Source organism: Streptomyces platensis (genome assembly GCF_008704855.1).
In the GTDB taxonomy this organism is placed as follows: Bacteria; Actinomycetota; Actinomycetes; order Streptomycetales; family Streptomycetaceae; genus Streptomyces; species Streptomyces platensis.
This window is the reverse complement of sequence record NZ_CP023691.1, coordinates 2,708,815-2,734,496: the sequence shown is the minus strand read 5'-3', so window position 1 is coordinate 2,734,496 and position 25,682 is coordinate 2,708,815. Positions and strand designations below refer to the sequence as shown.

At 65.8% G+C, this 25,682-nt stretch carries 25 protein-coding genes; 7 read left to right on the top strand and 18 right to left on the bottom strand.

Annotated features, from left to right (window positions below; translation table 11 throughout):
* Positions 1-9: 9 nt before the first annotated feature.
* A complete protein-coding gene (locus CP981_RS11915; protein ID WP_085928422.1) occupies positions 10-1,137 on the top strand; it encodes a hypothetical protein in 1,128 nt (375 codons plus the stop codon).
* Between the two features lie 676 nt (positions 1,138-1,813).
* Here CP981_RS11915 and CP981_RS11910 read toward each other — a convergent pair.
* The 4 genes from CP981_RS11910 to CP981_RS11895 form a co-directional block, all read right to left on the bottom strand.
* Complete coding sequence (locus CP981_RS11910; RefSeq protein ID WP_085928421.1) at positions 1,814-3,190, bottom strand: replication initiator; 1,377 nt, start codon at positions 3,188-3,190, stop codon at positions 1,814-1,816.
* 293 nt (positions 3,191-3,483) lie between these two features.
* On the bottom strand, positions 3,484-3,678 hold the full coding sequence (locus CP981_RS11905; protein ID WP_085928420.1) for a hypothetical protein: 195 nt from the start codon (positions 3,676-3,678) through the stop codon (positions 3,484-3,486).
* A complete protein-coding gene (locus CP981_RS11900; RefSeq protein ID WP_085928419.1) occupies positions 3,675-4,979 on the bottom strand; it encodes an FtsK/SpoIIIE domain-containing protein in 1,305 nt (434 codons plus the stop codon). The genes CP981_RS11905 and CP981_RS11900 overlap by 4 nt, the downstream gene beginning before the upstream one ends.
* Positions 4,979-5,335: an SCO3933 family regulatory protein gene (locus CP981_RS11895; protein ID WP_085928418.1), complete on the bottom strand. Its 357-nt coding sequence runs from the start codon at positions 5,333-5,335 to the stop codon at positions 4,979-4,981. Before CP981_RS11895 ends, CP981_RS11900 begins: the two co-directional genes overlap by 1 nt.
* A gap of 178 nt (positions 5,336-5,513) precedes the next feature.
* Between CP981_RS11895 and CP981_RS11890 the strand changes: the two genes are divergently transcribed.
* Positions 5,514-6,296: a GntR family transcriptional regulator gene (locus tag CP981_RS11890; RefSeq protein ID WP_085928417.1), complete on the top strand. Its 783-nt coding sequence runs from the start codon at positions 5,514-5,516 to the stop codon at positions 6,294-6,296.
* A 509-nt stretch (positions 6,297-6,805) separates the two neighbouring features.
* Here CP981_RS11890 and CP981_RS11885 read toward each other — a convergent pair.
* The 3 genes from CP981_RS11885 to CP981_RS11875 all read right to left on the bottom strand — a co-directional run bounded on the left by CP981_RS11885 (position 6,806) and on the right by CP981_RS11875 (position 8,588).
* A complete protein-coding gene (locus CP981_RS11885; protein ID WP_244329627.1) occupies positions 6,806-7,141 on the bottom strand; it encodes a hypothetical protein in 336 nt (111 codons plus the stop codon).
* Positions 7,142-7,291: 150 nt separating this feature from the next.
* On the bottom strand, positions 7,292-7,531 hold the full coding sequence (locus CP981_RS39685) for a DUF7848 domain-containing protein (RefSeq protein WP_085928416.1): 240 nt from the start codon (positions 7,529-7,531) through the stop codon (positions 7,292-7,294).
* Positions 7,532-7,943: 412 nt separating this feature from the next.
* A complete protein-coding gene (locus CP981_RS11875) occupies positions 7,944-8,588 on the bottom strand; it encodes an ATP-binding protein (protein ID WP_244329626.1) in 645 nt (214 codons plus the stop codon).
* Between the two features lie 103 nt (positions 8,589-8,691).
* On the opposite strand from CP981_RS11875, the gene CP981_RS11870 reads away from it, so the two are divergent.
* The 3 genes from CP981_RS11870 (at position 8,692) to CP981_RS11860 (ending at position 10,896) form a co-directional block, all read left to right on the top strand.
* Complete coding sequence (locus tag CP981_RS11870; RefSeq protein WP_085928414.1) at positions 8,692-10,062, top strand: NsdA family TPR-like regulatory protein; 1,371 nt, start codon at positions 8,692-8,694, stop codon at positions 10,060-10,062.
* Positions 10,063-10,071: 9 nt separating this feature from the next.
* Positions 10,072-10,251 (top strand): hypothetical protein, encoded by a 180-nt coding sequence (locus CP981_RS38145; protein WP_085928413.1) that lies wholly within the window; start codon positions 10,072-10,074, stop codon positions 10,249-10,251.
* A gap of 441 nt (positions 10,252-10,692) precedes the next feature.
* Positions 10,693-10,896 (top strand): hypothetical protein, encoded by a 204-nt coding sequence (locus CP981_RS11860; protein ID WP_143659078.1) that lies wholly within the window; start codon positions 10,693-10,695, stop codon positions 10,894-10,896.
* 225 nt (positions 10,897-11,121) lie between these two features.
* Here the strand turns inward: CP981_RS11860 and CP981_RS11855 are convergent, their stop codons facing one another.
* From CP981_RS11855 to CP981_RS11825, 7 genes are all read right to left on the bottom strand, one after another.
* Positions 11,122-12,039: an aminoglycoside phosphotransferase family protein gene (locus CP981_RS11855; RefSeq protein WP_085928412.1), complete on the bottom strand. Its 918-nt coding sequence runs from the start codon at positions 12,037-12,039 to the stop codon at positions 11,122-11,124.
* A gap of 137 nt (positions 12,040-12,176) precedes the next feature.
* On the bottom strand, positions 12,177-14,591 hold the full coding sequence (locus CP981_RS11850) for a tetratricopeptide repeat protein (RefSeq protein WP_158092708.1): 2,415 nt from the start codon (positions 14,589-14,591) through the stop codon (positions 12,177-12,179).
* A gap of 764 nt (positions 14,592-15,355) precedes the next feature.
* Positions 15,356-15,673, bottom strand: a complete 318-nt coding sequence (locus CP981_RS11845; protein WP_085928411.1) for an antibiotic biosynthesis monooxygenase family protein — start codon at positions 15,671-15,673, stop codon at positions 15,356-15,358.
* 64 nt (positions 15,674-15,737) lie between these two features.
* Positions 15,738-15,884, bottom strand: a complete 147-nt coding sequence (locus tag CP981_RS11840) for an antibiotic biosynthesis monooxygenase family protein (RefSeq protein WP_425282123.1) — start codon at positions 15,882-15,884, stop codon at positions 15,738-15,740.
* 262 nt (positions 15,885-16,146) lie between these two features.
* Positions 16,147-17,658 (bottom strand): glycine betaine/L-proline transporter ProP, encoded by a 1,512-nt coding sequence (gene proP / locus CP981_RS11835; protein ID WP_085928410.1) that lies wholly within the window; start codon positions 17,656-17,658, stop codon positions 16,147-16,149.
* Between the two features lie 460 nt (positions 17,659-18,118).
* Positions 18,119-19,150, bottom strand: a complete 1,032-nt coding sequence (locus CP981_RS11830; protein ID WP_085928409.1) for a CU044_5270 family protein — start codon at positions 19,148-19,150, stop codon at positions 18,119-18,121.
* Entirely contained in the window at positions 19,143-19,784 is a 642-nt protein-coding gene (locus CP981_RS11825) for an RNA polymerase sigma factor (protein WP_150522330.1), read from the bottom strand. Before CP981_RS11825 ends, CP981_RS11830 begins: the two co-directional genes overlap by 8 nt.
* A 115-nt stretch (positions 19,785-19,899) precedes the next feature.
* On the opposite strand from CP981_RS11825, the gene ctaD reads away from it, so the two are divergent.
* Both ctaD and CP981_RS11815 read left to right on the top strand, forming a co-directional pair.
* A complete protein-coding gene (gene ctaD, locus CP981_RS11820) occupies positions 19,900-21,546 on the top strand; it encodes an aa3-type cytochrome oxidase subunit I (RefSeq protein ID WP_150522329.1) in 1,647 nt (548 codons plus the stop codon).
* An 80-nt stretch (positions 21,547-21,626) separates the two neighbouring features.
* The gene (locus CP981_RS11815) at positions 21,627-21,962 is read left to right on the top strand and encodes a hypothetical protein (protein ID WP_085926839.1); all 336 of its coding nucleotides are present in this window, start codon (positions 21,627-21,629) and stop codon (positions 21,960-21,962) included.
* A gap of 52 nt (positions 21,963-22,014) precedes the next feature.
* Here the strand turns inward: CP981_RS11815 and CP981_RS11810 are convergent, their stop codons facing one another.
* The 4 genes from CP981_RS11810 to CP981_RS11795 form a co-directional block, all read right to left on the bottom strand.
* Positions 22,015-22,713: a hypothetical protein gene (locus CP981_RS11810; protein ID WP_085926783.1), complete on the bottom strand. Its 699-nt coding sequence runs from the start codon at positions 22,711-22,713 to the stop codon at positions 22,015-22,017.
* Positions 22,714-22,844: 131 nt separating this feature from the next.
* Entirely contained in the window at positions 22,845-23,243 is a 399-nt protein-coding gene (locus tag CP981_RS11805; protein WP_085926784.1) for a DUF6114 domain-containing protein, read from the bottom strand.
* A complete protein-coding gene (locus CP981_RS11800) occupies positions 23,234-23,854 on the bottom strand; it encodes a DUF6230 family protein (RefSeq protein WP_085926785.1) in 621 nt (206 codons plus the stop codon). Before CP981_RS11800 ends, CP981_RS11805 begins: the two co-directional genes overlap by 10 nt.
* A 447-nt stretch (positions 23,855-24,301) precedes the next feature.
* Positions 24,302-25,534 carry a cytochrome P450 gene (locus CP981_RS11795; RefSeq protein WP_085926840.1) on the bottom strand — a complete coding sequence of 411 codons (1,233 nt, stop codon included), beginning with the start codon at positions 25,532-25,534 and terminating at the stop codon, positions 24,302-24,304.
* Positions 25,535-25,682: the final 148 nt, after the last annotated feature.

Below are 25,682 nucleotides of genomic sequence, written 5' to 3'. Positions count from 1 at the left end.
GGACGGGCAATGGTTACCTTTACTCAGATTATCGAATTGGACGTTTCCGGCCTGGAGACGTTCGCAGACCGATGGGGCCGCGTACATAGAAAAATCAAGGAAGCCCGCGAAGGCTTCCATGACGATGTGGTCCGCAAGCTCCATGATGATCAATGGCGGGGGGCGGGCGGCAGCAAGGCACAGGATTACTGTGACCGAATACAGACGGCAATCGACGCCCTGGATGCCGAAGTGGTGAGTCTGCGTAGATTTCTCGACGAAGAGGCCGACGGCTCAAAGGGTAGCGGCGGCGTCAAAGGCTTCGAGGGCCTGCAAAAAGAAGCTTGTGCGCTGCAAGAAGAAGCGTTCGTCCATGGCCTGCTGATCAATGATGACGGCAGCATCCAGCGTATGGGGGGATATGACCCTACTGCGCCTGAAGGCTCGGAAAATCTCGACGAGGAGAAGCGCATCATCGCTAATTCGCTCGAAGAGAGAGCCAAGAAGGTGATCGGTACGGCTACTGAAAACGACGAATGGATAGCCGCTAGCCTGAAGGTAATCTTCGGTACGGTTGGCAACTTCGAGACGGAGGACCGCAGGTACAAGGTCTCCGAGCCCACCTTGAAGGATCGGATGGTGCGCAATCAGCTGAATAATGTTGGTGCAATGGCTAATATGAGGGGCTGGAAGACGACTGCTGGGCTAGTCCAGCACTTCCTAGACGGCAATGGTGAGCCGGTCGAGGTCCAACCGCAGCAGATGATGAAGGATATCCCGCAGTTTCAAAGAGACCTCGACAAGACCATGGATCATGACGTCAGCAAGCGACCAGACGGCCCCTTCACCACTGAATGGAAGTCGACCGCGCCGAATCCCAAGGATGGGGACAAGAGCATGGACTGGTATTACGGGCTGAATCACTTCCAGTACCGGACGGTCGGTGAGAAGCATGGGAATGAAGTCACTTACCACGTGGAAGTTCAGAAGCGGTACGACTGGGGAATTCCCAGTGAACATCGCAGAACTCAGGAGGCATTTGGCGGACCGTTCGAGATGTCATTGGAGCAGGCAGATCTCGCTCACCTCAACACCACTGGATTGGGCCGAGACTTCGACGTGAAAGGGAGTTCAGAGCAGATGAGGACAACGGTATGAAGCCTCTATACGTTGGCCGTCACACTGGTAAGCCGCGGGAACCGCGGGATCCGAATGACTCGGAACAGTCTGCGCCTCAGTCGCGGAAATGGCGTCTCGCCGCCCTCAGTCGAAGCAAGGGCGCGAAAATAGCCTTTTGGGTGGGAATCTTCGCCTGCCTTGCGTTTTCGATCACCGTGATCGTCGGCCTCGTTCAAGGCTATTACGAGATGAGCCACCCGCCCGGCGGCTGGTGTCAGGACAATTCCCCCAAGTGCGTGAAGCCCTGACCAGGGTCAGCCTGGTCGGTCTGGTGAATATGGGGCGCATGCTCGCGTCCATGTTGCGTGAGTCGGCCAGGACGAACCTGACATTCCTTTCCCCGGGCCCTGAGATGGCGGAGCGTACGGCTGCACCTTGGCGCAGTCGTTGATGCGAGCGTGGGTGGTCAGTCTCTGGTGAAAGGTCGGAGCTCTCGCACTCGCCGCCGCCATCTGCTGCTACAAGCGGCTCGACCGCCTCACCATGTAGGACACGGCCTAAGAGTCGTGGGTGGACGACTGACCCGGTGCACGGTGGCGAGTTGCAATGTCCAGGCCCAGTGTCACGTTCACCCGCCGCCACTTCCGCTCGGACCAACGAGGCGCCTTTCGAGCGTGCGCCCGTGCCCACTCACGTAGTTCCTGATCTGGCTCCATCAGGAGCCTGCTTCCGCAGCGGGCCGCAGCTCCGACCGGGCGTGCTCGCGGTTGCGAGCCAAGTCGTCGGCGACTCCCGCGGCGATGAGGGCAGCGCCGGGGGTATGGCCGGAGCCGACATAGCGCCAGGAGGCGTCCGTGACCGCGCCGGGTGCATCGTCGTGCCCCTCGTGTGCAGCCCGTTCCGCCCGCAGCGCCGCGTACGTCGCCGAATACGCCCGGGACTTGGTGAGGACGTGCCCGCGGAACCCGAGGGCGTGAGCCCAGGACCGCAGCCGCAGATGCTTGAACTCGGCCAGGCCGCCAAGCCTCCAGCAGGTTCGCATCAGGGTCCGGACATGCGGCGAGGCGGGCACCGCGTCGATGTCGCCCCAGGCCGAGAGCCGCCGATCGGCGCCGGCCGCCGTTTCGCTCGCCCCTTTGGTGACGTACTTGGCCACGTACGCAGCCACGGCGTCGTCACTCAGCTCGTTGTCCTCGGGACGAGCGCGGAGCGGCCGAACGTCGATCTCTCGGCCCCATCGCAGCCCGTGCTCGCCAACGGCCGGGCTGTAGGACGTCCGCACGACGACGGAACGGGCAGCAGCTTGCACGGCGGCGCTGAGCCGAGCGGCTGTGCCCCAGACCGGCGGTGGGTCTATCGGACCGGCCGGGCCATCGAGTCGGACGACGGCGTGGACGTGAACTGCCGCGCGCTTCTGATACTCGGCGACCTTGGCGAAGGACAGTCGGGCGCGATCGGAAAAGTGGCTCTGCGGCAGGCCGGCCGTCACGGCGAGGCGTCGACGGACGGCACGAGCGAAACGGTCCCAGAGTTCCCCGGCGTGGGCATGCCAGAGGACATGCGTCACGTAGTCGTAGCAGTCAGCACAGAGCGGTTGGCCGACCAAGGGGTCAGCGGGGTTGTGGACGGAGGCGCAGCCTGTCGGTCGTTCGTGTGCGCAGTGGGCCGCACGACGTCGCGGTCGGCAGCGTTCCCCGGTGGTGGACGCGCGATGAACCGGGCCGAAGGACGGAGCGGTGAGTGTGACGAAGAGCCGGGGGTGTTCGCGGACGTCGTCCGGGACGTTCTTGCCGCCGATGAGCCCGGCGCGGACGAGGTGGAACGTGTCTCCGGCATGGAGGCGGGAGCAGGGGGCACAGACAGTGGCCCGGCGGTTGCGGCAGCGGACCAGGAGGTGTTCGCCGGGTTCGTTTCGTGTGTCGTAGTGGTGCAGGATCTCGCCGGTCGTGGCGTCGCGCATGGTGGTCGAACCGGTCAGGTGGACCGGGTTGGCGCAGCCGCCGGTCGCGGTGATCTGCTCAAGCCAGCGGGGGAATTGCAGGTCTTGCGCAAGCCGGATGGCGTCGCGGTCGATTTCGGAGAGCTGACGCAGGCGCGCCGAACGGTCGAGGACGGCGCGCCTGTCAGCCGAGGTGATCTCGGTGGGGATGGTGGTGACCTCCCGGGATGGGCCGCCGAAGCGGCACGGTGGCTAGGTGATGGCGTGGTGTCGTCCATGGCGTTCGCTCCTTGGTGGTCAGGTGTTGAGCCGGCAGTCAGCGGATGGTTCCCGTGCCCCGGCAGATCCGGCACCTGTGCCGACGGCCGGTCCAGGTGGTACGGGCCCCTTCGCCCTTGCAGTGAGGGCAGCGCACACGGCGCATGGGCATGGTGTGTCTCCCGTTCCTAGGTGTGTTGGAAGCCCGAGAAGACCCAGGTCACGAGTCCGTTGATGGTGAAGATGACGGGGGTCTGGCCGATGTACACGCCGAAGAGGGCGATGAGCACGGCTTCCCAGGCTCGGACGTCGCGGGAGCGCACAAGAAGCACGGTGATGATTCCGAAGGCCACCGCGAACGGGATGGCTGCTACCTCGCTCATGCGCCTGCCTCCGTGTCCAGGGATTCCAGGGCACGTGCAAGCCCCGGCAGTTCGGGGGCCAGGTCTGCGTATTTCACCGCGGCTTCTTTGGCCTCTTCAGGCCGCGTGAAATGGGAGCGGGCTCGGTCCCAGCCGCCGTCCGTACCGGTGCAGACGGCTACGCCCTTTTCCTCCGCGCTGATCGACTGAGCTACGGCCACGGAGTCCTTGTTGAGGTCGCCGAGGGTCATCTCCGCCGTGCCGGGATCGTTTACCCGGTGGCAGATCCGGCCGCCGAGTTGTGCCCGCAAGGCAGTGACGCCGGAGCCGAGTTCAGAGCCGACCCGCTGCCCGGCGACCACCAGGTGGAGTCCGAGTGCGCCACCGAGCTGTGCCAGCCGCAGGAGGTACGTGGAGCACTGCTCCGCCTCTGCCCGGTCTCCCCGGGTGCCGTTGGACAGGTACAGCTCGGCGAGTTCGTCGATGATGACGACGACCGGAGGGGGCTGTTGCTTCTCGGGCAGCTCCCAGATCGAGCGGGCGCCCGCCTCCCGGCAGATGTGCATGCGGTCCTGCATCTCGACCACGAGCGCGCCGAGTACGGCGGCAGCCTCACGGCGGCAGGTGGCCAGTGCAGTGAGCCGGCTGCCGAAGAGCCCCAGTTCCATGCCTCCCTTGCAGTCGATACCGACGAGGACGACCGGCTGCGGCGCGAGCTGTGTGATGAGACGCGCCAGGAGCGTGGACTTGCCCGATCGGGTAGCCCCGGTGATCAGCCAGTGCGGCTCCGTCCGCAGATTCATCACCCACGCACCGCCGCTCTCCAGCACTCCGAGCAGTGCCGAAAGGAGGGCGGCCGGAGCAGAGGCGACGCCGGGGCGCTCCAGGGGGTCGCTGGCAGTGGCGACGAGGCGGACGATGCCGCGCTCCGGCGAGGAGACGCGTACGGCGTGCATGCGCCAGGCGTGCGCCAGAGCGTCAGCCGCCGCGATGAACGGCGCCGGTGTCTGCCCCGGGTGAAGCCGTACCTCCACGCTCAACCCCGTACGCGTCGCCCGAGGGAAGGAGATCCGCGGAGTGACGGGCCGCAGGGCCTGCCCCTTGACGACCAGGTCTCCGACGAGTCCGCGCGCCGGCCGGCGGGAGACGGTCAGGTCGTTGATCAGTGCGACCTTCCGCCAACTCCCCATGACCCGGACGACGGCTACCGGGTAGCCGGTGAGGTACCAGAAGCTGACCGGATGCCGCTCCCGCATGTAGTTGCCTGCGACCAGAACCCAGGCCAGCACCGCCAGGAGTAAGGCGAGTGTGTTCGGCCCCATCACGCATCACCCGCCTTGCGCTGAGCGGCGCCGGCCGGAACGGTAGGCACGGGCGTGATGGCGGCGGCGCGAAAGCTGATCCCGTGCCGGTCTCCCATCGCCCACGCGAAGGCGTCAAGGCCGGTGACCTTGACCTCGTGCCCCTCTTCAACGCCCTTCGGCTCTCCCGTGACCGAGATCTCGATCACCGAGACCCGTCGGCCTTCCTGCCGGACCGTGACGCCGACGGTGTAGATGGTGTTGCCGTCACGGTCCTTCTTCACCTCCTTGCTCTCGAAGTCCGCGATCTTCGGTTCCGGCGCGACGGCGCAACGAAGTACGCCGAGCCGGGTGGTGTCCACAGGGATGGACTGCATGTTCTTTGGCCTCCTTGGCCGCTGAGGCGTCAACTCAGATGCTGACGTCACTTGTCATTACGAGTTATGACTATGGACCTCTGTACGCGCCGCGCGCAAGTACTTATGCTGACGAGTGATGTGCGTCGACTGACGTCATGCGCACCCTCGCCTATCCGACCGAGACGAAGGCCCCGCAATGGCAGAGATTCAGCGCCCGGGAGCGCTCTATCAGCAGGTCGCCGCCGCCATCCGCGAAGCGATCTTGTCCGGAGAGTTCCAGCCCGGGGCGCCGCTCCCCTCGGAAGCCCAGCTCATTGAGTGCTACAAGGTCTCCCGCCCCACCGTGCGCAACGCGGTTGCGGCACTCCGGGCCGAGGGGTTGATCGAGGTCAAGCACGGCAAGGGCAGTTTCGTCCGTTCGTCCGGTCTGCCGATGCTCACCGTCGAGCGTCGAGTCAGCCGCAGCGGGGCAGGCCGGTTCACCACCGCCGACGGTGAGGCCTGGAAGATCGTCGATGGCCCGAGCGTCTACCGCACGCAGACCACCGCGATCACCGGCCCGCTTCTCCAACTGGGGGAGATGGAGGAGCTGTTTGGTTGTGACCGTGCCCTCATCGACCAGGCAACCGGGGCCCGAGCCTTGCACCGCACCTTGATCCCGTTCGCCACCGCTGAACAGGTGCCGGGCCTCGCCGACAGCCCCGACGCCGAGCCGGCGGCGATCTACGCAATGCTCTCCAAGGCTGGCCACAAGCTGTGGTGGCACGAGACCGTGCGCGCCCGCATGCCCCTCCCCGACGAGCGGTCCGCCTTGAATATTCCCGACGCCACCCCGGTCCTGCACACCACCCGCACCGCGCACGGCCTCGACGACCAGGCCCTCCTCCTCGAAGAGTTGCGCATCGGCGCCGACCGCGCCCAACTCGGCTATCGGATCACCGCCGACAAGGCCGGCCCCGCGCGCACCGCCACGGCCTGACGGCTGACGATCGGTCGAAACCTTCTTTACTTCCTCAAGGGCGCGCCCCTGGCGCGCCGGCGGCCGGGGTGCCGCGGCGGGCTGCGGCCTGGCGGCCGGTCCCGCCGGACGCCCTACCGCCCACACCAGTACGCCCCTGGACGTCCGAAGGCGTCCGCTCCACCTCGGGCACGGCGGAATCGCCGAGCGGCTTACATGGCGGGTGCTCCGCCGGGCTCCGCTCTCATCGTTGCGCGCGTCGAGGAGGCTGGCTAAGGCGGGAGAGGTGGGGGGCGTGGGCCCGGAGTTCGGACTGCAACGGCCGTGGAAGCTGGGCGCCGCACTCCCGCCGTCACAGATGCAGGCGCGTGAGGAGAGCGAACGGCCCGGCTGTGGCCGAGGGGGAGCGGGCAGCTGCCGCGCTGTGGCTGAGCCCGTCGTGGGCGCTCCGCTCAGCGCGGCCCCGTCGTGGTGACGCGTTCGGCCGCGGGCTTTGGGTAGCAAGGTGCAGTGCGGCAACGGTGGCTTCATCACACGCCCCACCGTCGAGAATTCGTGCTGCACTGCCTCAGCAGGTCTGCCAGCTCATCTGCGGCGGGCAAGGCTGCCGTGAGTCGCACGACACCCCGACCTTCGGCATCGACGTTGGGCACCGCCCGGACATTCGAAGAATCAAGGCCCGCAGCCCGCAGCGCGCCATTCAGCTTGTCCGCCGCCGCCCCGGCCTGCCGCCAGCCGGACAGGTAGTCGACATCGGCGCTCCACACCCAGGCGTCAGGCCCCACGTCGTTGAGGCCACCCATCAGCCCATCTCCGTCATCGCGCATCACGTGCGCCGCCTCCGTCCCCGTCCAGTAACGCTTCATCAACTTCTTTTTGACCGGGGCATAAAGGCAGCACGGCGGCCCCGGTACCATCAGGCACCGGGGGCCGCCGTGCCCCCTGCCGGGCCACCCTTCGCTTTCCACGGCTGACGGGGTGGCCCGGTCTCGGTATTCGGTTGTTTTGCGCGAGTGTCAGCGAGGCCCCTCTACGAGCGAGGCTCGGAAGAACGTCGTCACCACGCACCGGAACCCGGTGTGTCCGGTACGGCCCGTGTGGCGCAGGCACCACACGTCCGGTCCCTCGGCTTCCTCCGACGCACCCGAGTCGTCACCGCAGGACATGCACTCCTGCACGTAGATCGGTCCGCTCCCCGAGGTGTCGACCGTCAGCGCCCAGTCCGCGAACCGCCATACCGACCGCGCCGCCGTCACCGGAGCTCCCGATCACCGCGCCAGACCGCCAGCTCATCCGAGGCATTCACGCGCAGTGGTCGCCCCGACTTGAAGACCAGAGTCAAGGCCGGCTGGCCCGCCCCGCGCTGATCGGAACGCACTGCTTTCACCTCTCGGAGTTCGCCACACAGACTCACCACGTCGCCGCGACGCACGCGCGCCGCCAAAACCCGTGCCATTGCCACCCATCACCCTTCATGGAGTGCCGTGCCAGATCGGCAGGCCTCTTTGCTTCGTGGATGTGGACGCGGCCCCTCAGCCTTCAAGGGAGCGTGAGCCAAAGGGCCGCGCCCGGCCAGACACGGTGGTCGCTCCATGTCTGGCAGTGGGCCCGCCGCGGCCTCCCCGATCGCAGAAGGGAGTCTCGCCGCCGGCAGCGGACCACGTTTCTCTACGTCCGGCCGTCGGAGGCGCGGCCTACGAGGTCGAAGCGGCAGAACACGGTTTTTCCGCCCACCTCTTCCGGCGACCACCACAGGCTGTCCGCCAACACCTGCACGATCCTCAGGCCCCGCCCGGAGTCCAATAGCGCCGGCTCGGGCGGATCGTCCACCAGCTCAGGAGAGGATGCCTTCCCCAGCGAGAACTGCGGCGGGGACGAGTCCTCATCGGTCACCCCGAGGAAAAGCCACTTGGGCCACTTCGTGAGAGTGACATCGATACGGCGAGCAGCAGTCGGCACGGCCAGGCGGTCGTCAGGAATAGCGTGATGGACCGCGTTGCCCACAAGCTCGGACGCGCAGAGCACAACATCGTCGACGAGAGCACCCAAGGCCCAGTCTTCGAGGGCTGAGCGGACCAACTTCCGCGCCGCTTGCACCGTGTCCGATGACTCCGTGAACAGGGTCAGCGCCCGGAACTGCTCCAACTGCGTGGCGCCATATGGAAGAGCTATGGCCCGCGGTCTCAAGGCCGAGCGATCCATCCTCCGAACGCTCATCGCATTCCCTCCGGTTACCGACAGCGCGACCTCGCTGCCGTGAGAACAGTCAAGGGCAGGCCAGTCAGAGGCGGGAGCGTTCACCAGGGGGTTCACGTGAACACCACTGGGTACGAAGGGGGTTCACAGATGAACCCCCTATGTCAGTGACCTGTGCCACGATGAATACTCGCCGTCATTCTCGGGTTGGCAGGGGAGCATGAACCGAGAGCCGAACGCGCAATTGATCGCAGCCATGGACGAGGCGAAGGTCTCGAACAAAGGCCTCGCAAGACGTATGAAGGACGCCGCCGAGCAGCGCGACGCCAGCCTGGGGACGACACACGTCTCCGTACAGCGGTGGCGGGACGGCGCGGGGATCCAGCCGAGCACGGCCGCGATCATGGCGGACGTACTCAGCGCCAAGCTCAAACGGCGAATCACGCCCGGCGATCTTGGATTCTTCGATCAGTCGAAGCCCGCAGCTCCACCGCCGGCTGAATACCCACGCACCGTGCCCGACGTCCTATCGATGCTGGACGGGCTCGCCGAGGAACGGGCCGAAGCCCCGTCGATCAGCCCGCTGATCATTCCCGAAGCCGGCCTCAGCTCCGCAGTCCTGTCATGGATCGTGGCGCGCCCCGACGGTATCGAGGCCGACCGGCCCGCCTCCCCACGCGTCGGCATGCGCGACGTCAAGGCGATCAGGGCGGCCGCCGAGATGTTCATGCAACTCGACTTCAAATTCGGTGGTGGTCACGGCCACAAGGCCCTACGCCATTACTTCCGTCATGAGGTCCTGCCGCTGCTCAGTGCCAGCTACAGCGAACGCGTCGGCGCAGCGTTGTTCGGCGCCGCTTCCGAGATCTCACAGTTGCTCGGATGGACCGCGTATGACTCCGGGAACCACGTCCTCGCGCACCGCTACCTGACCGCGACGTTACGCCTGTCCCAGGTCATCGACGACCGCATGTTCGGAGCCCGCATTCTCGGCAACCTGAGCCATCAGGCGAACTACCTCGGCAACCACGCCCAGGCGATTCAACTCGCCCGCGCCGCCGTCGAGGGAGCCAAGGGCCGAGCCACCCCACGCGCGATGGCGAACTACTCAGCGATGGAGGCCCGCGCCTACGCGAACACGGGCGACACCATCGGCGCCGGCCGAGCCATGAACGAGGCAGAATGCCACTTCGAGCGAGCCGACACAGGCGAAGACCCGGAATGGCTCGGCTACTTCGACTCGGCAGAACTCATGGGCGAACTCTGCCACTGCTTCCGCGACCTGAAGATGCGCCGCGAGTCAATCGAGGCCGCACAACGCGCGGTCGACGACACCGATCCGAAGTACGCCCGCACCCTCGGGTTCTGCCGGATGGTCCTCGCCCAAAGCCAGCTGCTGAACGGCGAGCTGGAAGCCGCCGTGGAGACCGCAAGCCTCGCGGTCGACAGCGGGGACACGCTCCAGTCGTCCCGCTTCCAGCGCTACGTCACCGATTTCCAGCAGGAGGTCAGCGTCCACACGGCGAACCCCTCGGTGGCTGCTTTCAATGACCAGGTGTGCGACGCCCTTGCCCGCCTGGACGATGACTAGACGAGAAGTATGTCCGAGCTGTTCCCGTACCTGCCCCAACGGCCCGGATGCCACAAGCGGTTGAAGGCCGCGCTGCCGCTGCTCAAGCGCATGACTCGAGAGCTCGCGATGGCCGCTGCCATCTGGCACAACAATCTGACCGGTGCAGCAGTCACCCGCTCACTGATCGCATCGGAACTACTCGTCTAGGGCATGTCCGACAGAAGTTTGCCGACGGTGAGAAGAACCGTCTACCTGAGCGCCCAGCTGGGCTGGCCCAGTTGATGGGACGTTTGGTGTGTAGATGCTGGCCGGCCGCGCGCGGCACGGAGATCAGAGTAGATGCAGGGCAAATCAACTCCACTGCGAGCATGGCGAGTTGTGATACCTTCTTGTCAATCTCAGACTGCGGGAAGCGGTCTGTCCGCGCCCTGGGCGGCCCGATGAATGTTGGGGTGCCAGGAAGGATTCCACAAACTCGCTCGGGCCTCCGACATGGGTGGGCGGGGGAGTGGTTTCAAACGCTGCGGGACCTTACCCGCGTGTAGTGCCCTGATCCAGCCTCCGAGGGGCTTCCTCGGTCTGAGTTTTTGATGTCGGCAGGAATTCAGTTCTGTCCACGTAGTTTGTGGTCGAACTGATCCTGCTGTCTTGGCCGGTTCGACCATCTGTAATGGAAAGGTCTACGAACCGGTGGACGAAGTTATCGTTCTCTGGCTCCTCGCCGGCGCAAGCGTGATCTCGGTTGTCCTCTTTTCAGTCAAGGGCGTCCTTGATCAATTGCCAGAAGTTTTTCAGTCCTACAGACGGGCGAAGAGGGCCTGGCAGGGCGACGGAGATAGCGACCGGGAGTGAGCGGAGGACGCTGCCGCCGATGGCGCGACCGCCCTGGCCGCCGCGCCATCGGCGATGGTCCTGCTGGTTCCGGCGTTCGGGATTGCGCGCTGCAACTGTCGGTTCCGGCGTGAGCTGTCCCTTGTCACCTACGGCACTCCGGGCCGTAGCATCCGCGGATGCTTGCTGACCAGGCGCAGTACCCCGGCGGACCAAACACTCGACATATCGAACGCGCCCCCACAGCTACCGGGGGCGCCAATCCCGCGGTCCGTCGTCATTGCGCAGGCCTGCAATGCGCCGCAGGTACTCGTCAGCGGTCGCTTCGTCCTCCTGCACGTTCTGCATGAGCCACGTCGTCATGCCGAACTCTTGGAGGCCGCGCAGCGTCTCGTACCCGTGCCAGTCGTAGAGGTCCCGCCCGTACGCGGCCACGAAGTCGGCGTACTGCCCCTCGGTCTGCCACCCGAGGCTGTGGTGTTCCACGGCCGTGACCATCAGATCCCACTCCGGGTGATCGAAGCAGAAGGCTTCGAAGTCGATCAGGAGCACTTGCCCTTGATCGTCCACCATAAGGTTCTGCACGTGGGCGTCACCGTGAACGGGCCCCTTGGGTGTCTCGAACCTCAGATCGTAGAACTTGTCCCGTAGCTCCCGCCACCGCTTCCGCAGGAAGAGCTTGTCATCGTGGGGGATCACGGCACGGTCTAGGCGTAGCTCCTGCTTGTCGAAGGGATCGAACGACGGCAGCTCAAGACCTTCCGGGACAGGCAGAGCGTGAAGGTCGCGCAGGATGCCGCCCAACTCCCCATACGTAGCCTTCCGGTCGCCCTCAACGATCAGGTGCCAGAAGGTCACAGGATGGCCGTCTATTAGGAACGGCTGCTCCAGATCCTCGACGATCTGAGCGGCAGGGAACCCTTCACCCTGGAGCCACTGTGAAACGGCCACCTCCGTACGGGCCTTGGGCATCCACTCTTCCCCACGGGCCACGCGCACGATCACCGGCACCGACGCCAGCCGAAACAGTCCGTTCTCCCCGAAGCGGATCAACTCCGCCCCTCTGCTATCGAGCCCCGCGGCCCGGCACGCAGCAGCCATCACCCGTGCCGCCCCCGCCGACGTGAACTCCTCTTCCGTACCCCGAGCAGCGCCAACCGCCATGCCCGAACCAGCTCCCCTAGTTGCGCGCGATCAAACCGGCGCACGCAAAGGGGCGACCAACCCCGCGTGCGCCAGGCACGACTCAGACCGTACCCAGTCACACGGTCTTTGCACGAGGGCAGCTGCGTTTCGCGTCTCTACTCCGGTTGCTCCTCTTCCAGCTCCCCTAGAACTTCATCCATTAGCTCCGCATCAACATCAATTTCCCGCAAAGCGGCAAGAGTTTCCTCTGATTCGGATTTTCTACCCAGGGCCAAGCTCGCCTTGAGGCAAATCGAGTGGCTTACCAGCTGGAAGTATGGTGCACTAAATGACCCGCCCATTTCGATTGCACTTCTAGCACTTGCCAAAGACTTCTCATACTCCCCAGACTTTTCATATTCTTGCGCGAGAAGGTGATAAGCCCATGCGGCCTCGTGCACGTGCTGATGTCGCACGAGATGAGCGATCGCCGTCTCCCCGTACTCTTCGGCTAGTTCAAATTTTCCTGCTGAAAACAACAGTGGAATCTGCGTGATCAGAGTACGTGCCAGACGCTCAGCGTCACCCAAGTCGGTGAACACGCAGACAGCGGCAGCAAACCGTTCCTCCGCCTCCTTGGATTTCCCCATTGCGTGGAGCACCTCAGCTGCATTGACCTGAGCTAAGGCTTCGCCGGAAGCATTTCCAACACTTCGAGATAGCTCCATATCTTCCAAATATAGAGCTAGTGCTTCATTGTTTCTGCCCTGCCGCCTCAGCGTAATGCCCAGATCGTTAGTGACCATGCTTACCTTGTGAATGTTGCCGATTCGCTTGAATCGGTCTAGGGATTGCCTGTGAAGCCTCTCTGCCTCCTTGAACTTTCCTGAATCGGAGTATGTTAGAGCCAGCGTATTCAACGTTTCTGCTGTTCCCAGCTCATCGCCAAGATCCATACATACCTTTAGGTCTTGGTCGAAATGGCGAATCGCCTCCTTCATATTTCCGGATGACCTATGGATCGTCCCTAGGTTGTACAGAGCTTGGCCAACCTGATGTCTCAAACCGCGCTCTCTGGAAATTTTGAGACTCTGCTCAATGAACGGTATGGCTTCATTGAATTCACCGCAATCCATCTTCAGGCATCCGTAAAGATTTGCGCCCGAAGCAATGAAGAAATCGTCGCCGGCCTCAGTCGCCCGGTTGTATACTTGGGAGGCAATTTCAAGGCCATCCCTGAACTCGCGTCGGTACCGAGCTAGATTTGCTTGGGAGGTCAGTAGGGAGAGAGTATCCCTTGAGTCTTCGATCATTGCGCTAGCTTTCAGCCCGCCATCGATTACCTCTTCCCAGTTTTGCCAGTCGCCGGTGAACTCGCAAACCGTAGAGAGGGATACAGCTAGATTCTCTGCATCGCGCGGACCTTTGTGCTGTATGGCTACGCTAATGGCGGAGGAAGCGTTTTCGAGCTCATCCCTGGCCCAGGTAATCGCCGACTCTACGGAATCGATATCGGCAGAGCGAGCCGAAGGGGGCATGGCCTCCAGCTCTCCAAACCTTCCGCTTGCAGCCAAAACTACCTTGGTCGCCGAATTTGCCAACCATTCCAACATTCGATGAATGGCGGATAGGCTCTTCTCTTCTGGATCTCCCTTACTCTTCTCGCGGGAATACATGCCAAGCAAGTCATGGAATCGATATCTTCCGGGGTTTTGAGAAGGTTCAATCAGATTCGCTTCGCGAAGCTTCCTAAGGGTTTTCCTAGCCTGTCGCTCGTCGCAGCCCACGAGCGCTGCGCAAATTCCCGAACCAAAGTCCTTACCGGCAACGTGTGAAAGCTGCTTGAAGGCATTCTTAGCCCCCTTGCCTAGTTTGCGATAGGAGAGGGTGAAGGCTGCCCGAATTGCAAGGTCACCCGCTTCAAGGGCTTCGAGGATATCGCGCTGGTCGGACAATTCCGCAGCAAGGTCCGACATTCGCATATTTCGCGATGTCGAAAGTATGTTTGCGGCAATCCTTAGAGCTAGCGGTAGGTGTCCGCAAGCTGAAATGACCCTTTCGGTGGCTTCGGGGTGGGAATTGGTGATGTCTTCCCCTGTCACTCTCCTGAGAAAGTCAAGTGAGGTGCCTGAAGGGAAAATATCTAGATCTATTCGCTTAACGGCCTCTAGCCCGCTCAATTGGCTTCGGCTTGTTACCAAGACCAGTGCTGCTGTCCCGGACGGAAGCAATGGCCGTACCTGCTTCTCTGTTGCTGCATTGTCAAGGATCATGACTAGTGGGCGGTCTGCGGTGACCCGTCGATAGATGTCCAAGCGTGAGTGAGGGTCGCTTGGAATGTCTTGCTCTGGGACGCCGAGCGCCTGCAAAAAACGACCCATCACCTCTTCTGGAGGTGCGGGTTTGTCGTCGTGGCCACGTAGGTCTGCGTACAGTTCGCCGTCTGCGTACGACATACGGACCCCGTAGGCCAGATGTGTAGCTAGGCTTGTTTTGCCGACTCCGGGTTTTCCCGTGATTAATATCGCAGTACCGCTAGGCAGGTCTTCCGCAAGGCGGATCTCTTCTTCCCGGCCGGTGAAGTCGAGCACCGCTGGAGGGAGTAGTCGCGGCCGTAGATTTTCAGAAGACCCATCACCCGAAGTGCTGAGACTTATGAAGGTGGGATTCGTTAAGATCGGTGCATGCGCGTCTCCAGCGACGGCAACTGATGCTTCGCCGGCCGCATGCAGGCCACGCTGCTTCTGCATTAGGAAATCTTTCACGTGCCGTTATCGACTTCTGTTTCTACAGACGACTCTGCGTCTCCCCCGATGGCTACCGAACCGGGCGCTACCGCTGCAGTGCCCTGAGGCTGTACGGCAGCTGTCGAAGGAGTTGCGCCACGGCGCACCTGGGTCTTGATCGGTGCACGAGCAGTGCCGCCGACTGCGATCGAACCATCGCCGAGTGCGGATACAGCACTCGACTCGAGAGCCGACGAGCGGCTTAGGTGGTACTGAAGAGCGGCACCAAGCACGACCAGGACGAGAAGAGCTGTCCACCAGCCCCAGGCGGCCTCCTCAGTGGCTATGTTCGTGATAAGCCCGGTCGCGGCTGACACCACGACTGTGAGAGCTGCAGCCACTCCACGTTTGGCTACGTTAGACACCTTCTGCCCCCGAGTTCTAGGACCGAACACTCCAGCAGCGTTCTACAGCACTTGCCCTAGTTCTGGCTCTCATTCACCGAAAACGGGTGAGAGGAAACATCGTTGATCAGCCAGCGTCATAGTGAAACGACTGTGTTCCGCACTGGATCACTCCGAGTGCGGAACACAGGGGGGTGACACTGCGATGAGCTACCGCTGCGGGACCTATTCGCTTTTGGGCGCTGCCTGCTGCACGACCTCGAACGACCACACCGTGGAGCCGCTAGCAGCGGGCTTCGGTCGGTCGCTGCCGCCCTGGTGGGCCGCCTTCATGGGTCCCTCCATCCACGCCTGGAACGACTCCTCGTCACGCCACCGCGTGTACACCACGTAGTCGTCGGTGCCTTCGACCGGGCGGAGGAGTTCGAACCACTCGAAGCCGTCGGAGTTCTCAACCGCGTGGGCGCGGGAGGCGAAGCGCTTCTCAAGGGTTTCCCGCTGCTCGGCGGGGACGGTCAGTACGTTGATCTTGACTACGCTCATGCGCCCATCTTGCCGCATGTGGTGTTAGCGGAGTGTCAGCGGCATCGAGCGGAACAGTGGTACATCAGAGCCCCCGTTGCGGGCGCAGCAGCTCGAACCATTCGAAACCGTCCGAGGAGTCCACGGTCCCGGCGCGGGCGGCGAAGCGCTGCTCCAGGACCTCGCGCTGCTCGGCGGGGACGGTCAGTACGTTGATCTTCACGATGCTCATAACGACCATCGTGCCGCACGGTGCCCGAGGGGCGCAGGTCAGGGCAGGGTGCCACGGGCGTGCGGCGCCCCGCCCGGTGGCACCGGCACGGTCACGTCAGGGGCGGTGCACCGGACGCGGCGGTGGCACCGGGCGGCGTCTGCGCAGTACGAGCACCGGCGTGGGCGCCACGGCCAGGAACGCCGAGCACCTGCCCGGGAACGCCGAAGGCCCGGCCGAAGGTATCCGGCCGGGCCTTGGTGTGCCTGGGGCAGTCCGCGGATCAGGCCGCCGCGTCGGCCTTGGTCGTGCCGCGTGCCGCGCGGCGGACCTCCTGGGCCTCGGCCTCGGTTTCGACGGCCGGCGGGGAGCCGGGCAGCGGCTTGCGGGCGCTCTCCGACATCAGCAGGACGGCGATACCGCCGATCACGGCCGCCGCCATCATGTAGTAGGCGGGCATCATCTTGTTGCCGGTCGCGCCGATCAGGGCGGTGACCACCAGCGGCGTCGTACCGCCGAAGAGCGACACGGAGACGTTGAAGCCGATCGACAGGGAGCCGTAGCGGACCTTGGTCGGGAACAGCGCGGGCAGCGTGGACGGCATCGCCGCGGTGAAGGTGACCAGCAGCAGGCCCAGTGCGGCCATGCCCAGCGCGATGGCGGCCAGCGATCCCTGCCGGATCAGCAGCAGGGCGGGGATGGACAGCAGCAGGAAGCCCAGGCAGCCCGCGCCGATGATCGGACGGCGGCCGAAGCGGTCGGTGAGCCGGCCCGCGAACGGCTGGACCCCCATCATCAGGACCATGACGGCCAGCACGACCAGCAGCCCGTGCGTCTCGTCGTACTTGAGCTCCGAGGTCAGATAGCTCGGCATGTACGACAGCAGCATGTAGTCGGTGACGTTGAAGACCAGGACCAGCCCGACGCACAGCAGCAGCGCCCGCCACTGGCCGAAGATCATCTCGCGGATGCCGATCCGCTTCTCGGCCTCGCGGCGCGCCTTCTCCTGCGTCCGCGCTTCCTTCTCCAACTGCGCGAAGGCCGGGGTCTCTTCGAGCCGCATCCGCAGGTAGAGGCCGATGATGCCCATGGGGCCGGCGATCAGGAACGGGATCCGCCAGCCCCAGGACTGGAGGTCCTCGGTGGACAGCAGCGCGGTCATCAGCGTGACCAGGCCGGCGCCGCCGACGTAGCCGGCCAGGGTGCCGAACTCCAGCCAGCTGCCCAGGAATCCGCGCTTCTTGTCCGGCGCGTACTCGGCGATGAAGGTGGAGGCGCCGCCGTATTCACCACCGGTGGAGAAGCCCTGTACCAGGCGGGCGACGAGCAGCAGGATCGGTGCGCCGACGCCGATGGAGGCGTAGGACGGGATCAGGCCGATGGCGAAGGTGCCCGCCGCCATCATGATCATGGTGATCGCGAGGATCTTCTGCCGGCCGATCCGGTCACCGAGCGGCCCGAAGACCATGCCGCCGATGGGCCGCACCAGGAACGCCGCCGCGAACGCTCCGAACGTCGACAGCAACTGCGCGGTCGGGTTCCCGGACGGGAAGAAGACATGTCCGAGGGTGACCGCGATGTAGCTGTACACGCCGAAGTCGAACCACTCCATCGCATTGCCGAGCGCCGCGGCCGACACCGCGCGCTTGACCATCGCGGGGTCGACGACGGTCACCTCGCCCGATGCGTGCTGCGCGGAATCCGCGGCGTGGTCCTGCGGGGGGCCGGATGCCGCATCTGCTCGACTGCCGACGGGGTGACGGGGCCCGGGTACAACGGGGGACTGCGTCGGCACGTGCTCGCTCGCCTGCGCTCTCTTGGACGACAACATGACATCGCCCGCCATGGGGAGGCGGGCAGAACCCGTCTGACGCGACGGGCAAAGGTCGACCATAGGGGCAGACCGGAGCATCACGGACGGTGCGCGGACGACCGCGCAGTCGGCCGTATACCCGCTCCTTGCAGGGGAAACTCCCTTTCGGGAAACACTTTGGGACACCTCTTGCTGTGATCCATATCGCGAAGATCCGCTGCAACCATCGGTCCGTTGTGACGTGCGCCACGCGCCGCGGCGGGGTGTGGCCGGACAGGAGAACGGCGCGGCGGGCCGGACTGCACCGCCGCGCCGAGGTGGATCGTCGCGTTCCCTCAAGGATCAGCCATGACCGCCCGCCCCGCCACTCGGGAGCGCCCCGGCCCGGTACCCCGGCGCCGTGCACCGGGCCGCCATGGCGGCCGCCGTGCCGGCCGCCGTCTCACGGCATCCACGCCTCGTACGACATGACCTCCCCCGACTTGATCTTGAAATCCGGCTCGTCCTTGGTGAAAGTGATCTCCAGCCCCAGGAGGTCGCCGGTCCGCGGATCGAGGATCACCATCTGGCGGGTGGAGTTCGCCGCGCCGTCCGGGCCGTCGTACACATACGCCTGCCCGCGCCGGCCCAGCCGGTCGGTGACCACCCCCGCCTGCCGCAGACCGTCCGCATCGGCCAGCATCCGGACGACGGCGGCCGTCTCCCGCGGCCCCGGCGTCCACTCCTGGCGGAACGAGGAGAGCGCCGACAGGAGTTGCGGCGTCGTGCTGGTGCCGTCCGCCCCGCCGTACAGCCAGGAGAGCTGTTCGCGCAGCTCCCCGGCGTCCGTCGCGGGCTTCGTCCGGGCGGCCAGCCCGCTGTGCCGGGCCTCCGAGCCCGCCGGGTAGGTCTTGCGGTGCAGCACCTTGCCGTCGCTGACGGTCTGCCACCTGCCGTCGTTGTCGTGGATCACCGGACGGCCCGGGTGCCGCGGGTCGGTGGCCACGACCAGCTCCGAGCCGCTGCCGTCGTCGTTCCAGCTGGTGATGCGCTCCTCGGGCACGGTAACGGGGGGCGCGGCCTTCGGGCCCGACTCCATGCTCATGTACCAGCTCTGTAGGTGGCTGCCCCGCCGCGGCCCGTCCTCGCGGGCCGCCGCCCGCGCCCTGGCCTCCGCCCTGCGGGCCAGGGAGTCCAGGGACACGGACGGCGCGTCGCCGTGCAGGGGGAGGGCGACGGGCGCGGCGACGGCGGGGCTGCTGCCGGCGCCGGAGAAGGTGAGCACCAGGGCCGCGGCGGCCGCCGCCGACGCTGCGGCCAGGCCCATCAGCAGGGGGCGCCGGCGCAGCGGACGCGGGCGGCCGCGCGGCTCGGCACCGGCCGTCAGCGCCGCCAGCCGGGCCTGCGCGCATGCGGTCAGCGGACGGTCGCGCCAGGGCCCCTCGTCGGCGGAGACGGGGTCGGCCTGGCGCAGCAGCTCCAGTTCCTCAGTCATGGCGGCGGCCTCCCGCTCGGGTCGGTACGGGGTGGGGGGTGAGGGGGCGGGGGGTGGCCGCGCGCGGCGCCGGTCCCGGCGAGGGGGGTGCCTCGGGCCGTGGTGGGGGCGCGTCGGGCCGGGCGGTGCCGCGCTGACGCATCCGCTCGATCTGGGTACGGAGCCGGCCGCGCGCCCGGTGCAGTCGCATGGCCGCCGCGCTCTGACCACAGCCGAGGGTCACCGCCAGCTCCTCGATGGTCAGTTCCTCCCAGGCCGTCAGCCGCAGCACCTCCTGGTCGGCGGGGGAGAGGCGGGCCAGCGCCTCGTGCACCCAGGAGCCGGGCCGCTCGGCGTCCGGACTGTCCACGGTCTGCCGGCGGTGCGCCGCCTCGTGACTGCCGAGCCGGTGCAGCAGCCGCCGGTAACGGCTCAGCCCCCGCACCGTGTTGGCCAGAGTGTTCCGGGCCACCCCGTACAGCCAGGGCAGCGGCGCGTCGGGGAGCTCGGTGCGGCGTCTCCAGGCTATGGAGAAGACCTCCGCCACCACTTCCTCGACCTCGTGTACCTGCCCGTCCAGCCGCCGCGCCACAAAGCGGCTGACCGCCCAGTAATGCGCGCGATAGGCCTCGGCGAAGGCGTCGTCCGTGCTCATGAACCCTTGGTGTCCGGCATGGCCCCGATCTTCACACCCTCCGCGGTGATACTTGCCACCCCGTCTCATCCCCCGCGCCGGTGAGGATCGCGACGGCTCCGGACACCTACCGGGCATGAAGTTTCCCGTGAAGTGGCTGACGACCACTGACCACAAGACGATCGGCACGCTCTACCTGGTCACCGCGTTCGCCTTTTTCTGCCTCGGCGGTCTGCTGGCCCTGCTCATGCGCGCCGAACTGGCCCGCCCCGGCCTCCAGATCATGTCGAACGAGCAGTTCAACCAGGCGTTCACGATGCACGGCACGATCATGCTGCTGATGTTCGCGACGCCGCTGTTCGCCGGATTCGCGAACTGGATCATGCCGCTCCAGATCGGCGCGCCCGATGTCGCCTTTCCCCGGCTGAACATGCTCGCGTACTGGCTCTACCTCTTCGGCTCACTGATCGCCGTCGGAGGCTTTCTGACGCCGCAAGGGGCCGCCGATTTCGGCTGGTTCGCCTATGCGCCGCTTTCCGGCGCGGTGCATTCCCCCGGTATCGGTGCCGACATGTGGATCATGGGTCTGGCCTTCTCGGGCTTCGGCACGATCCTCGGTTCGGTCAACTTCATCACCACGATCATCTGCATGCGGGCGCCTGGCATGACGATGTTCCGGATGCCGATCTTCACCTGGAACGTGCTGCTGACCGGTGTGCTGGTCCTGCTCGCCTTCCCGGTGCTGGCCGCCGCGCTGTTCGCCCTGGAGGCGGACCGTAAATTCGGTGCCCATGTCTTCGATGCGGCAAATGGCGGAGCGCTGCTCTGGCAGCACCTCTTCTGGTTCTTCGGTCATCCCGAGGTGTACATCATCGCCCTGCCGTTCTTCGGCATCGTTTCCGAGGTCATTCCGGTGTTCTCCCGGAAGCCGATGTTCGGTTACATCGGTCTGATCGCGGCGACGATTTCGATTGCCGGTCTTTCGGTCACGGTCTGGGCGCACCACATGTATGTGACGGGCGGCGTGCTGTTGCCGTTCTTCTCGTTCATGACGTTCCTGATCGCGGTGCCGACGGGTGTGAAGTTCTTCAACTGGATCGGCACGATGTGGAAGGGCTCACTGTCCTTCGAGACGCCGATGCTGTGGACGATCGGCTTCCTGATCACCTTCACCTTCGGTGGTCTGACCGGTGTCATCCTGGCCTCGCCGCCGATGGACTTCCACGTCTCCGACTCGTACTTCGTCGTGGCGCACTTCCACTACGTGGTGTTCGGTACGGTCGTCTTCGCGATGTTCGCCGGCTTCCACTTCTGGTGGCCGAAGTTCACCGGCAAGATGCTGGACGAGCGGCTCGGCAAGATCACCTTCTGGACGCTGTTCGTGGGCTTCCACGGCACCTTCCTCGTCCAGCACTGGCTCGGTGCGGAAGGCATGGTGCGCCGCATCCCCGACTATCTCGCCGCCGATGGATTCACCGCCCTGAACACCGTCTCCAGCATCTTCTCCTTCCTCCTCGGACTCTCCCTCCTGCCGTTCCTCTACAACGTCTGGAAGACCGCGAAGTACGGTAAGAAGGTCGAGGTCGACGACCCCTGGGGATACGGCCGCTCGCTGGAATGGGCGACGTCCTGCCCGCCGCCGCGGCACAACTTCCGCACCCTGCCGCGCATTCGCTCCGAATCCCCGGCGTTCGATCTGCACCACCCGGAGATCGCGCACGAGATCGTCGCCATGACGGACGCCGAGAACGCCGCCGCCGCCGAAATCGGGGCACGTACGTGAGTGAGGGAATGCGGATGGGCGAAGACATGCGGAAGGCCGGCGGAGCGGGAAAGGACGGAGGGATGCGGAGGGTCGCGGAAATGCCACTGGACCAGGCCGTCAACGAGATCGAGGGATTTCTCCTCTGGGAGGCGGAGAAGGACCGGGCACGTACCCGCGCGGAGGCTTTCTGCGCCGGCCTGCCCTGGCTCACCGACACCCAGCGGCGGGAGGTGGAGCTGCGCTACTGCCAGGACCAGTGCGATACGTCCCAGGCCTACCTGGAGCGCATCGCGACCCGCAGCGCCGCTTTGCGGACCGAATACGAAGGCGTCTACCGGGCCCTGCGGCGTCGGCTGATCACCGCGCTGCTGACCGGCACGGTGGCCGTGGCGGTACTGGTGGCCATGACGGCCGTCGGGATGAGCACACGCTGAGAGGGTGACGCCCGCTCGGGGAACGGCCGCCACCCCTGGCTCAGCGGCGTGCTCAGCCGGTGACGGTGATCTGGGCGGCGGGATCGGTGGTGTCGCTCACCGTATAGGCGGCGTTGAACGTCGAGCTGGTCGAGCTGGTCGGGCAGCCGAAACCGCCCACCACCTTCACCGGCACCGACGCATTGGTGAAGGCGAGGGAGGACGGTGCGCCGTTGGTCCAGCTGCCGTTCACCGTTGCCGCCGAGGTGGGTGCGGCCGTCACCGTGCAGGACGCCAGCCCGCTGGTCTGGAGCACGAACCCGCCGACCGGGATGGTCAGTCCGGCGGTCACCGGCGTCCCGTACTGCATGGCCACGCCCCAGGTGCCGGTCGTCGTGACGGTCGCGGCGACGCCCGGCATGCTCGTCGTGCAGGAACCGTAGGTCGCCGGGGTGGTGGAACTGCTCACCGGCCCGGCCGGGTTCTGGTTACCGGGCGCCGCCGGGACCTGCCCACTGGAGACCGAGGTCTTACAGGTCACGGTCACCGAACCGGCCTTGAAGGTGGCCTTGCCGCTGAGCGTGGCAGTGAAGCCGTGACCGGCGGGGCTCACGGTCGTGGCCGGCGCGGCGGCGGACGGCGTCCCGGCCGGCTGGGCGGTCGCGGGGCTCGTCACGGCGAGCGCCAGGCCGAGCGCCGCGACGACTCCGGTTCCGGCGGTGCGTAAGGCGCGCTGACGGGGCGTACGGCGGGTGGGATGCGTCATCGTCATCGTGGTTCTCCTTCTGAGGGGTGAAGTGCCGGAGGAGAGGTACGGGCAGCGCTCCGCCCCGTACGCGGACGAAGGCGTGGGGGTACGCGTACGGGCGGACGGTGTAACGGCGGTCGGGCTTTGTGGACGCCCTAGTGCTCGCAGGGCGCGGGCGCGGTCCCGGGTGCCTCGGGGGTTTCGGGTTCCGTCGGGGTGACCGGCTGCCAGGCGAAGATCATCGAGCCGCCGAGAATCCCGATGACGGTGCCGATCAGAAAGCCGCCGAGGTTGGACATCACCAGTGCGGCCGCCGCGCACAGCACGGTGAGCACGCCCGCGAGGCCCCGGTAATACGGCGCGAACCACGCCGAGAGCCCCATCACGATCATCACCAGCCCCATCAGGACCGACGGGATACCGGCGATCCCCTGTTGCAGCATGATCTTCAGCGGTGCCAGCGGGATGGCGCAGATCTCGGCGCCGGCGACGACGGCCGCCAGACCGCCCCAGAAGGGCCGTCCCCGCCGCCAGCGCCGCCAGGTCAGAAGCATTCCTTCTTGCCCTTGGAGATCTTCATGCTCAGACCGGACAGCTTGAAGGTCCCCGCATTGGTGGCCCAGGCGGTCTGCCGCAGCTTGCTGATGCTGACGTCATCGGCCTGCTGGGCGAAGAGGTCCTGCATGCCCTGGGCGCCGTCCGGTCCCTTGTCGAGGGTGGAGGCGTCCCGGCCGATCTCGATCTGGTGGAAGGACGCGTTGCCGGAGAGCTGGGTGGCGTCCACGAACAGATCGGTGGCCTCGACGGGCGTACGGCCCGTACCGGCGCTGAGGTTGAGCGAGATATCGCCGACGACGGGCAGGTGGGTGACGACCGACTGGCACAGATGGTCCAGCTGGGCGGTCTTGATGGCGGTGACGGCGACCGGCAGGAGATCTCCCCTGGCGTTCGCGTCCACACTGCCGTATTGGGCGAAGCCGTCACCCTTGAGGCTGTCCGCGGAGACCTTGAACTGCTGTCCCGAGACGGCGAACGACGCCGCCAGTGCCCCATTGGCCAGGGCGATGCCCAGGGCGGCGGTGCCGGCGAGCGCCGGGACGGACAGCACGGCGAACTTCCGCCAGCTGATGCGTCCCGTGACAGGTCTGCCGTGTGCGTCTTTCATGGTGGTATATCCCCTTCGAAGAGCGGTGGAGCGCACTTGTCGAAACACGTGGGGGGATGCGTGGGCGCAGGGTGGCGCGTGGTGCGGAAGACGCGCGGAGGAGCCGGGGGTGAGCGCAGGGGGGAGCGTGCGGCTCGGGCGCGGGCGGTGCGAACGAACGCGCGCCGGAGGGCGAACTGCCGAGTTGTTACTGGCGAGTTGAATGTAAGTCTGCCCATGACGACTGGCAAGGTTGAGGGAGGAACTGGTTTCGGACATACCGCTGGTCCGGCTTTCTCCGGCCCGGCTTCTCGCGTACCGGGTGGCGGTCAGCGGGTACTACGGGCAGGGGCCGCCGACCATGGGGCCACGAGCCGGCGGGACGCCCACCCGCCGCGATCGGGGTGAGCGTCCCGCCCGTATGCCGGTCCGTCGCCGCTGTCGCACCCCTGCGCAGCGGCGCTGCCGTCAACCGTAGTGAACCCGGAGTTCCTTGACGCCGTTGAGCCAGGCCGAGCGAAGCCGGCGCGGGTCGCCCGCCAGAGTCATGTCGGGCATGGCGTCCGCGATGGCGCCGAAGATCAGGTTGATCTCCAGGACCGCGAGCGACTTGCCGAGGCAGAAGTGCGGGCCGCCGCCCCCGAATCCCAGATGGGGGTTGGGGTCCCGGGTGATGTCGAAGACCTCGGGGCGGTCGAACACCTCCGGGTCGTTGTTGGCGGAGGAGTAGAAGATCCCCACCCGCTGGCCCTTCTTGATCTTCGCGCCGCCCAGCTCGGTGTCCTGGGTGGCGGTGCGCTGGAAGGAGACCACCGGGGTCGCCCACCGCACGATCTCCTCGGCCGCCGTTTCGGGGCGCTCGCGCTTGTAGAGCTCCCACTGGTCGGGATGGGTGAGGAAGGCATGCATCCCGTGCGTGATCGCGTTACGCGTGGTCTCGTTGCCGGCCACCGCCAGCAGCAGCACGAAGAAGCCGAACTCGTCGGAGCCGAGGTTTCCTTCGTGCTCCGCCGCCACCAGTTGGCTGACGATGTCCTTGGCCGGGCATTCCTTGCGCACCGCGGCGAGATTCATCGCGTACGAGATCAGCTCCGTGGCCGCGTTCAGGCCGACCTCTTCGGTGATGGCCAGTTCGGGATCGTCGTACGCGACCATCTTGTTCGACCAGTCGAAGATGCGCGCCCGGTCGTCCTGGGGGATGCCGATGAGTTCCGCGATGGCCTGGAGAGGGAGTTCACAGGCGACATCGGTGACGAAATCCCCGGAGCCGTTCCGGCGCGCCTCGGCGACGATCTGCGCCGCCCGGTGGCGCAGCGCGTCCTCCAGGGCCCGTATGGAGCGCGGGGTGAAGCCGCGCTGCACGATCTGCCGGACCCGGGTGTGCTCGGGCGGGTCCATGTTCAGCATGATGAGTTTCTGTACGTCTATCTGGTCACGGGTCATGGCCGCGTTGAACCGGATGATCGAGGTGTTGAGGTTCGCGGAGAAGACCTCCGGCTTGGTGGATACCTCTTTGACGTCCTGGTGACGGGTGACGACCCAATACCCGTCGTCACCGAAGCCGGCGATGCCGTGCGGCTGGGCGTTCCACCACACGGGCGCGGTCCGCCGCAGCTGGGCGAACTCGGGGAGCGGAACGCGGGACTGGTAGACGTCGGGGTCGGTGAAGTCGAACCCATCGGGCAGCGCGGGACATGGCATCGGCGACTCCTGGTCCATCCGGCGTCTGACGGCTCATCAGATATGGGTCGCGGTGAAGGTAATAACCAGTTCTACAAGTGGCAAGGGGTGTGGCGACTCCGGTTGTGGACAAGGGGCTTGCACGCCCCTTGCGCCCCGGGGGTCGCCT

Coding starts and splice junctions, on each gene's coding strand:
- CP981_RS11915 (WP_085928422.1), top strand. CDS start 10: ATGGTTACCTTTACTCAGATTATCGAATTGGACGTTTCCGGCCTGGAG.
- CP981_RS11905 (WP_085928420.1), bottom strand. CDS start 3,678: ATGAGCGAGGTAGCAGCCATCCCGTTCGCGGTGGCCTTCGGAATCATC.
- CP981_RS11900 (WP_085928419.1), bottom strand. CDS start 4,979: ATGGGGCCGAACACACTCGCCTTACTCCTGGCGGTGCTGGCCTGGGTT.
- CP981_RS11895 (WP_085928418.1), bottom strand. CDS start 5,335: ATGCAGTCCATCCCTGTGGACACCACCCGGCTCGGCGTACTTCGTTGC.
- CP981_RS11890 (WP_085928417.1), top strand. CDS start 5,514: ATGGCAGAGATTCAGCGCCCGGGAGCGCTCTATCAGCAGGTCGCCGCC.
- CP981_RS11885 (WP_244329627.1), bottom strand. CDS start 7,141: ATGAAGCGTTACTGGACGGGGACGGAGGCGGCGCACGTGATGCGCGAT.
- CP981_RS11870 (WP_085928414.1), top strand. CDS start 8,692: ATGAACCGAGAGCCGAACGCGCAATTGATCGCAGCCATGGACGAGGCG.
- CP981_RS38145 (WP_085928413.1), top strand. CDS start 10,072: ATGTCCGAGCTGTTCCCGTACCTGCCCCAACGGCCCGGATGCCACAAG.
- CP981_RS11855 (WP_085928412.1), bottom strand. CDS start 12,039: ATGGCGGTTGGCGCTGCTCGGGGTACGGAAGAGGAGTTCACGTCGGCG.
- CP981_RS11845 (WP_085928411.1), bottom strand. CDS start 15,673: ATGAGCGTAGTCAAGATCAACGTACTGACCGTCCCCGCCGAGCAGCGG.
- CP981_RS11840 (WP_425282123.1), bottom strand. CDS start 15,884: ATGAGCATCGTGAAGATCAACGTACTGACCGTCCCCGCCGAGCAGCGC.
- CP981_RS11830 (WP_085928409.1), bottom strand. CDS start 19,150: ATGACTGAGGAACTGGAGCTGCTGCGCCAGGCCGACCCCGTCTCCGCC.
- CP981_RS11825 (WP_150522330.1), bottom strand. CDS start 19,784: ATGAGCACGGACGACGCCTTCGCCGAGGCCTATCGCGCGCATTACTGG.
- ctaD (WP_150522329.1), top strand. CDS start 19,900: ATGAAGTTTCCCGTGAAGTGGCTGACGACCACTGACCACAAGACGATC.
- CP981_RS11815 (WP_085926839.1), top strand. CDS start 21,627: ATGCCACTGGACCAGGCCGTCAACGAGATCGAGGGATTTCTCCTCTGG.
- CP981_RS11810 (WP_085926783.1), bottom strand. CDS start 22,713: ATGACGATGACGCATCCCACCCGCCGTACGCCCCGTCAGCGCGCCTTA.
- CP981_RS11805 (WP_085926784.1), bottom strand. CDS start 23,243: ATGCTTCTGACCTGGCGGCGCTGGCGGCGGGGACGGCCCTTCTGGGGC.
- CP981_RS11800 (WP_085926785.1), bottom strand. CDS start 23,854: ATGAAAGACGCACACGGCAGACCTGTCACGGGACGCATCAGCTGGCGG.
- CP981_RS11795 (WP_085926840.1), bottom strand. CDS start 25,534: ATGCCATGTCCCGCGCTGCCCGATGGGTTCGACTTCACCGACCCCGAC.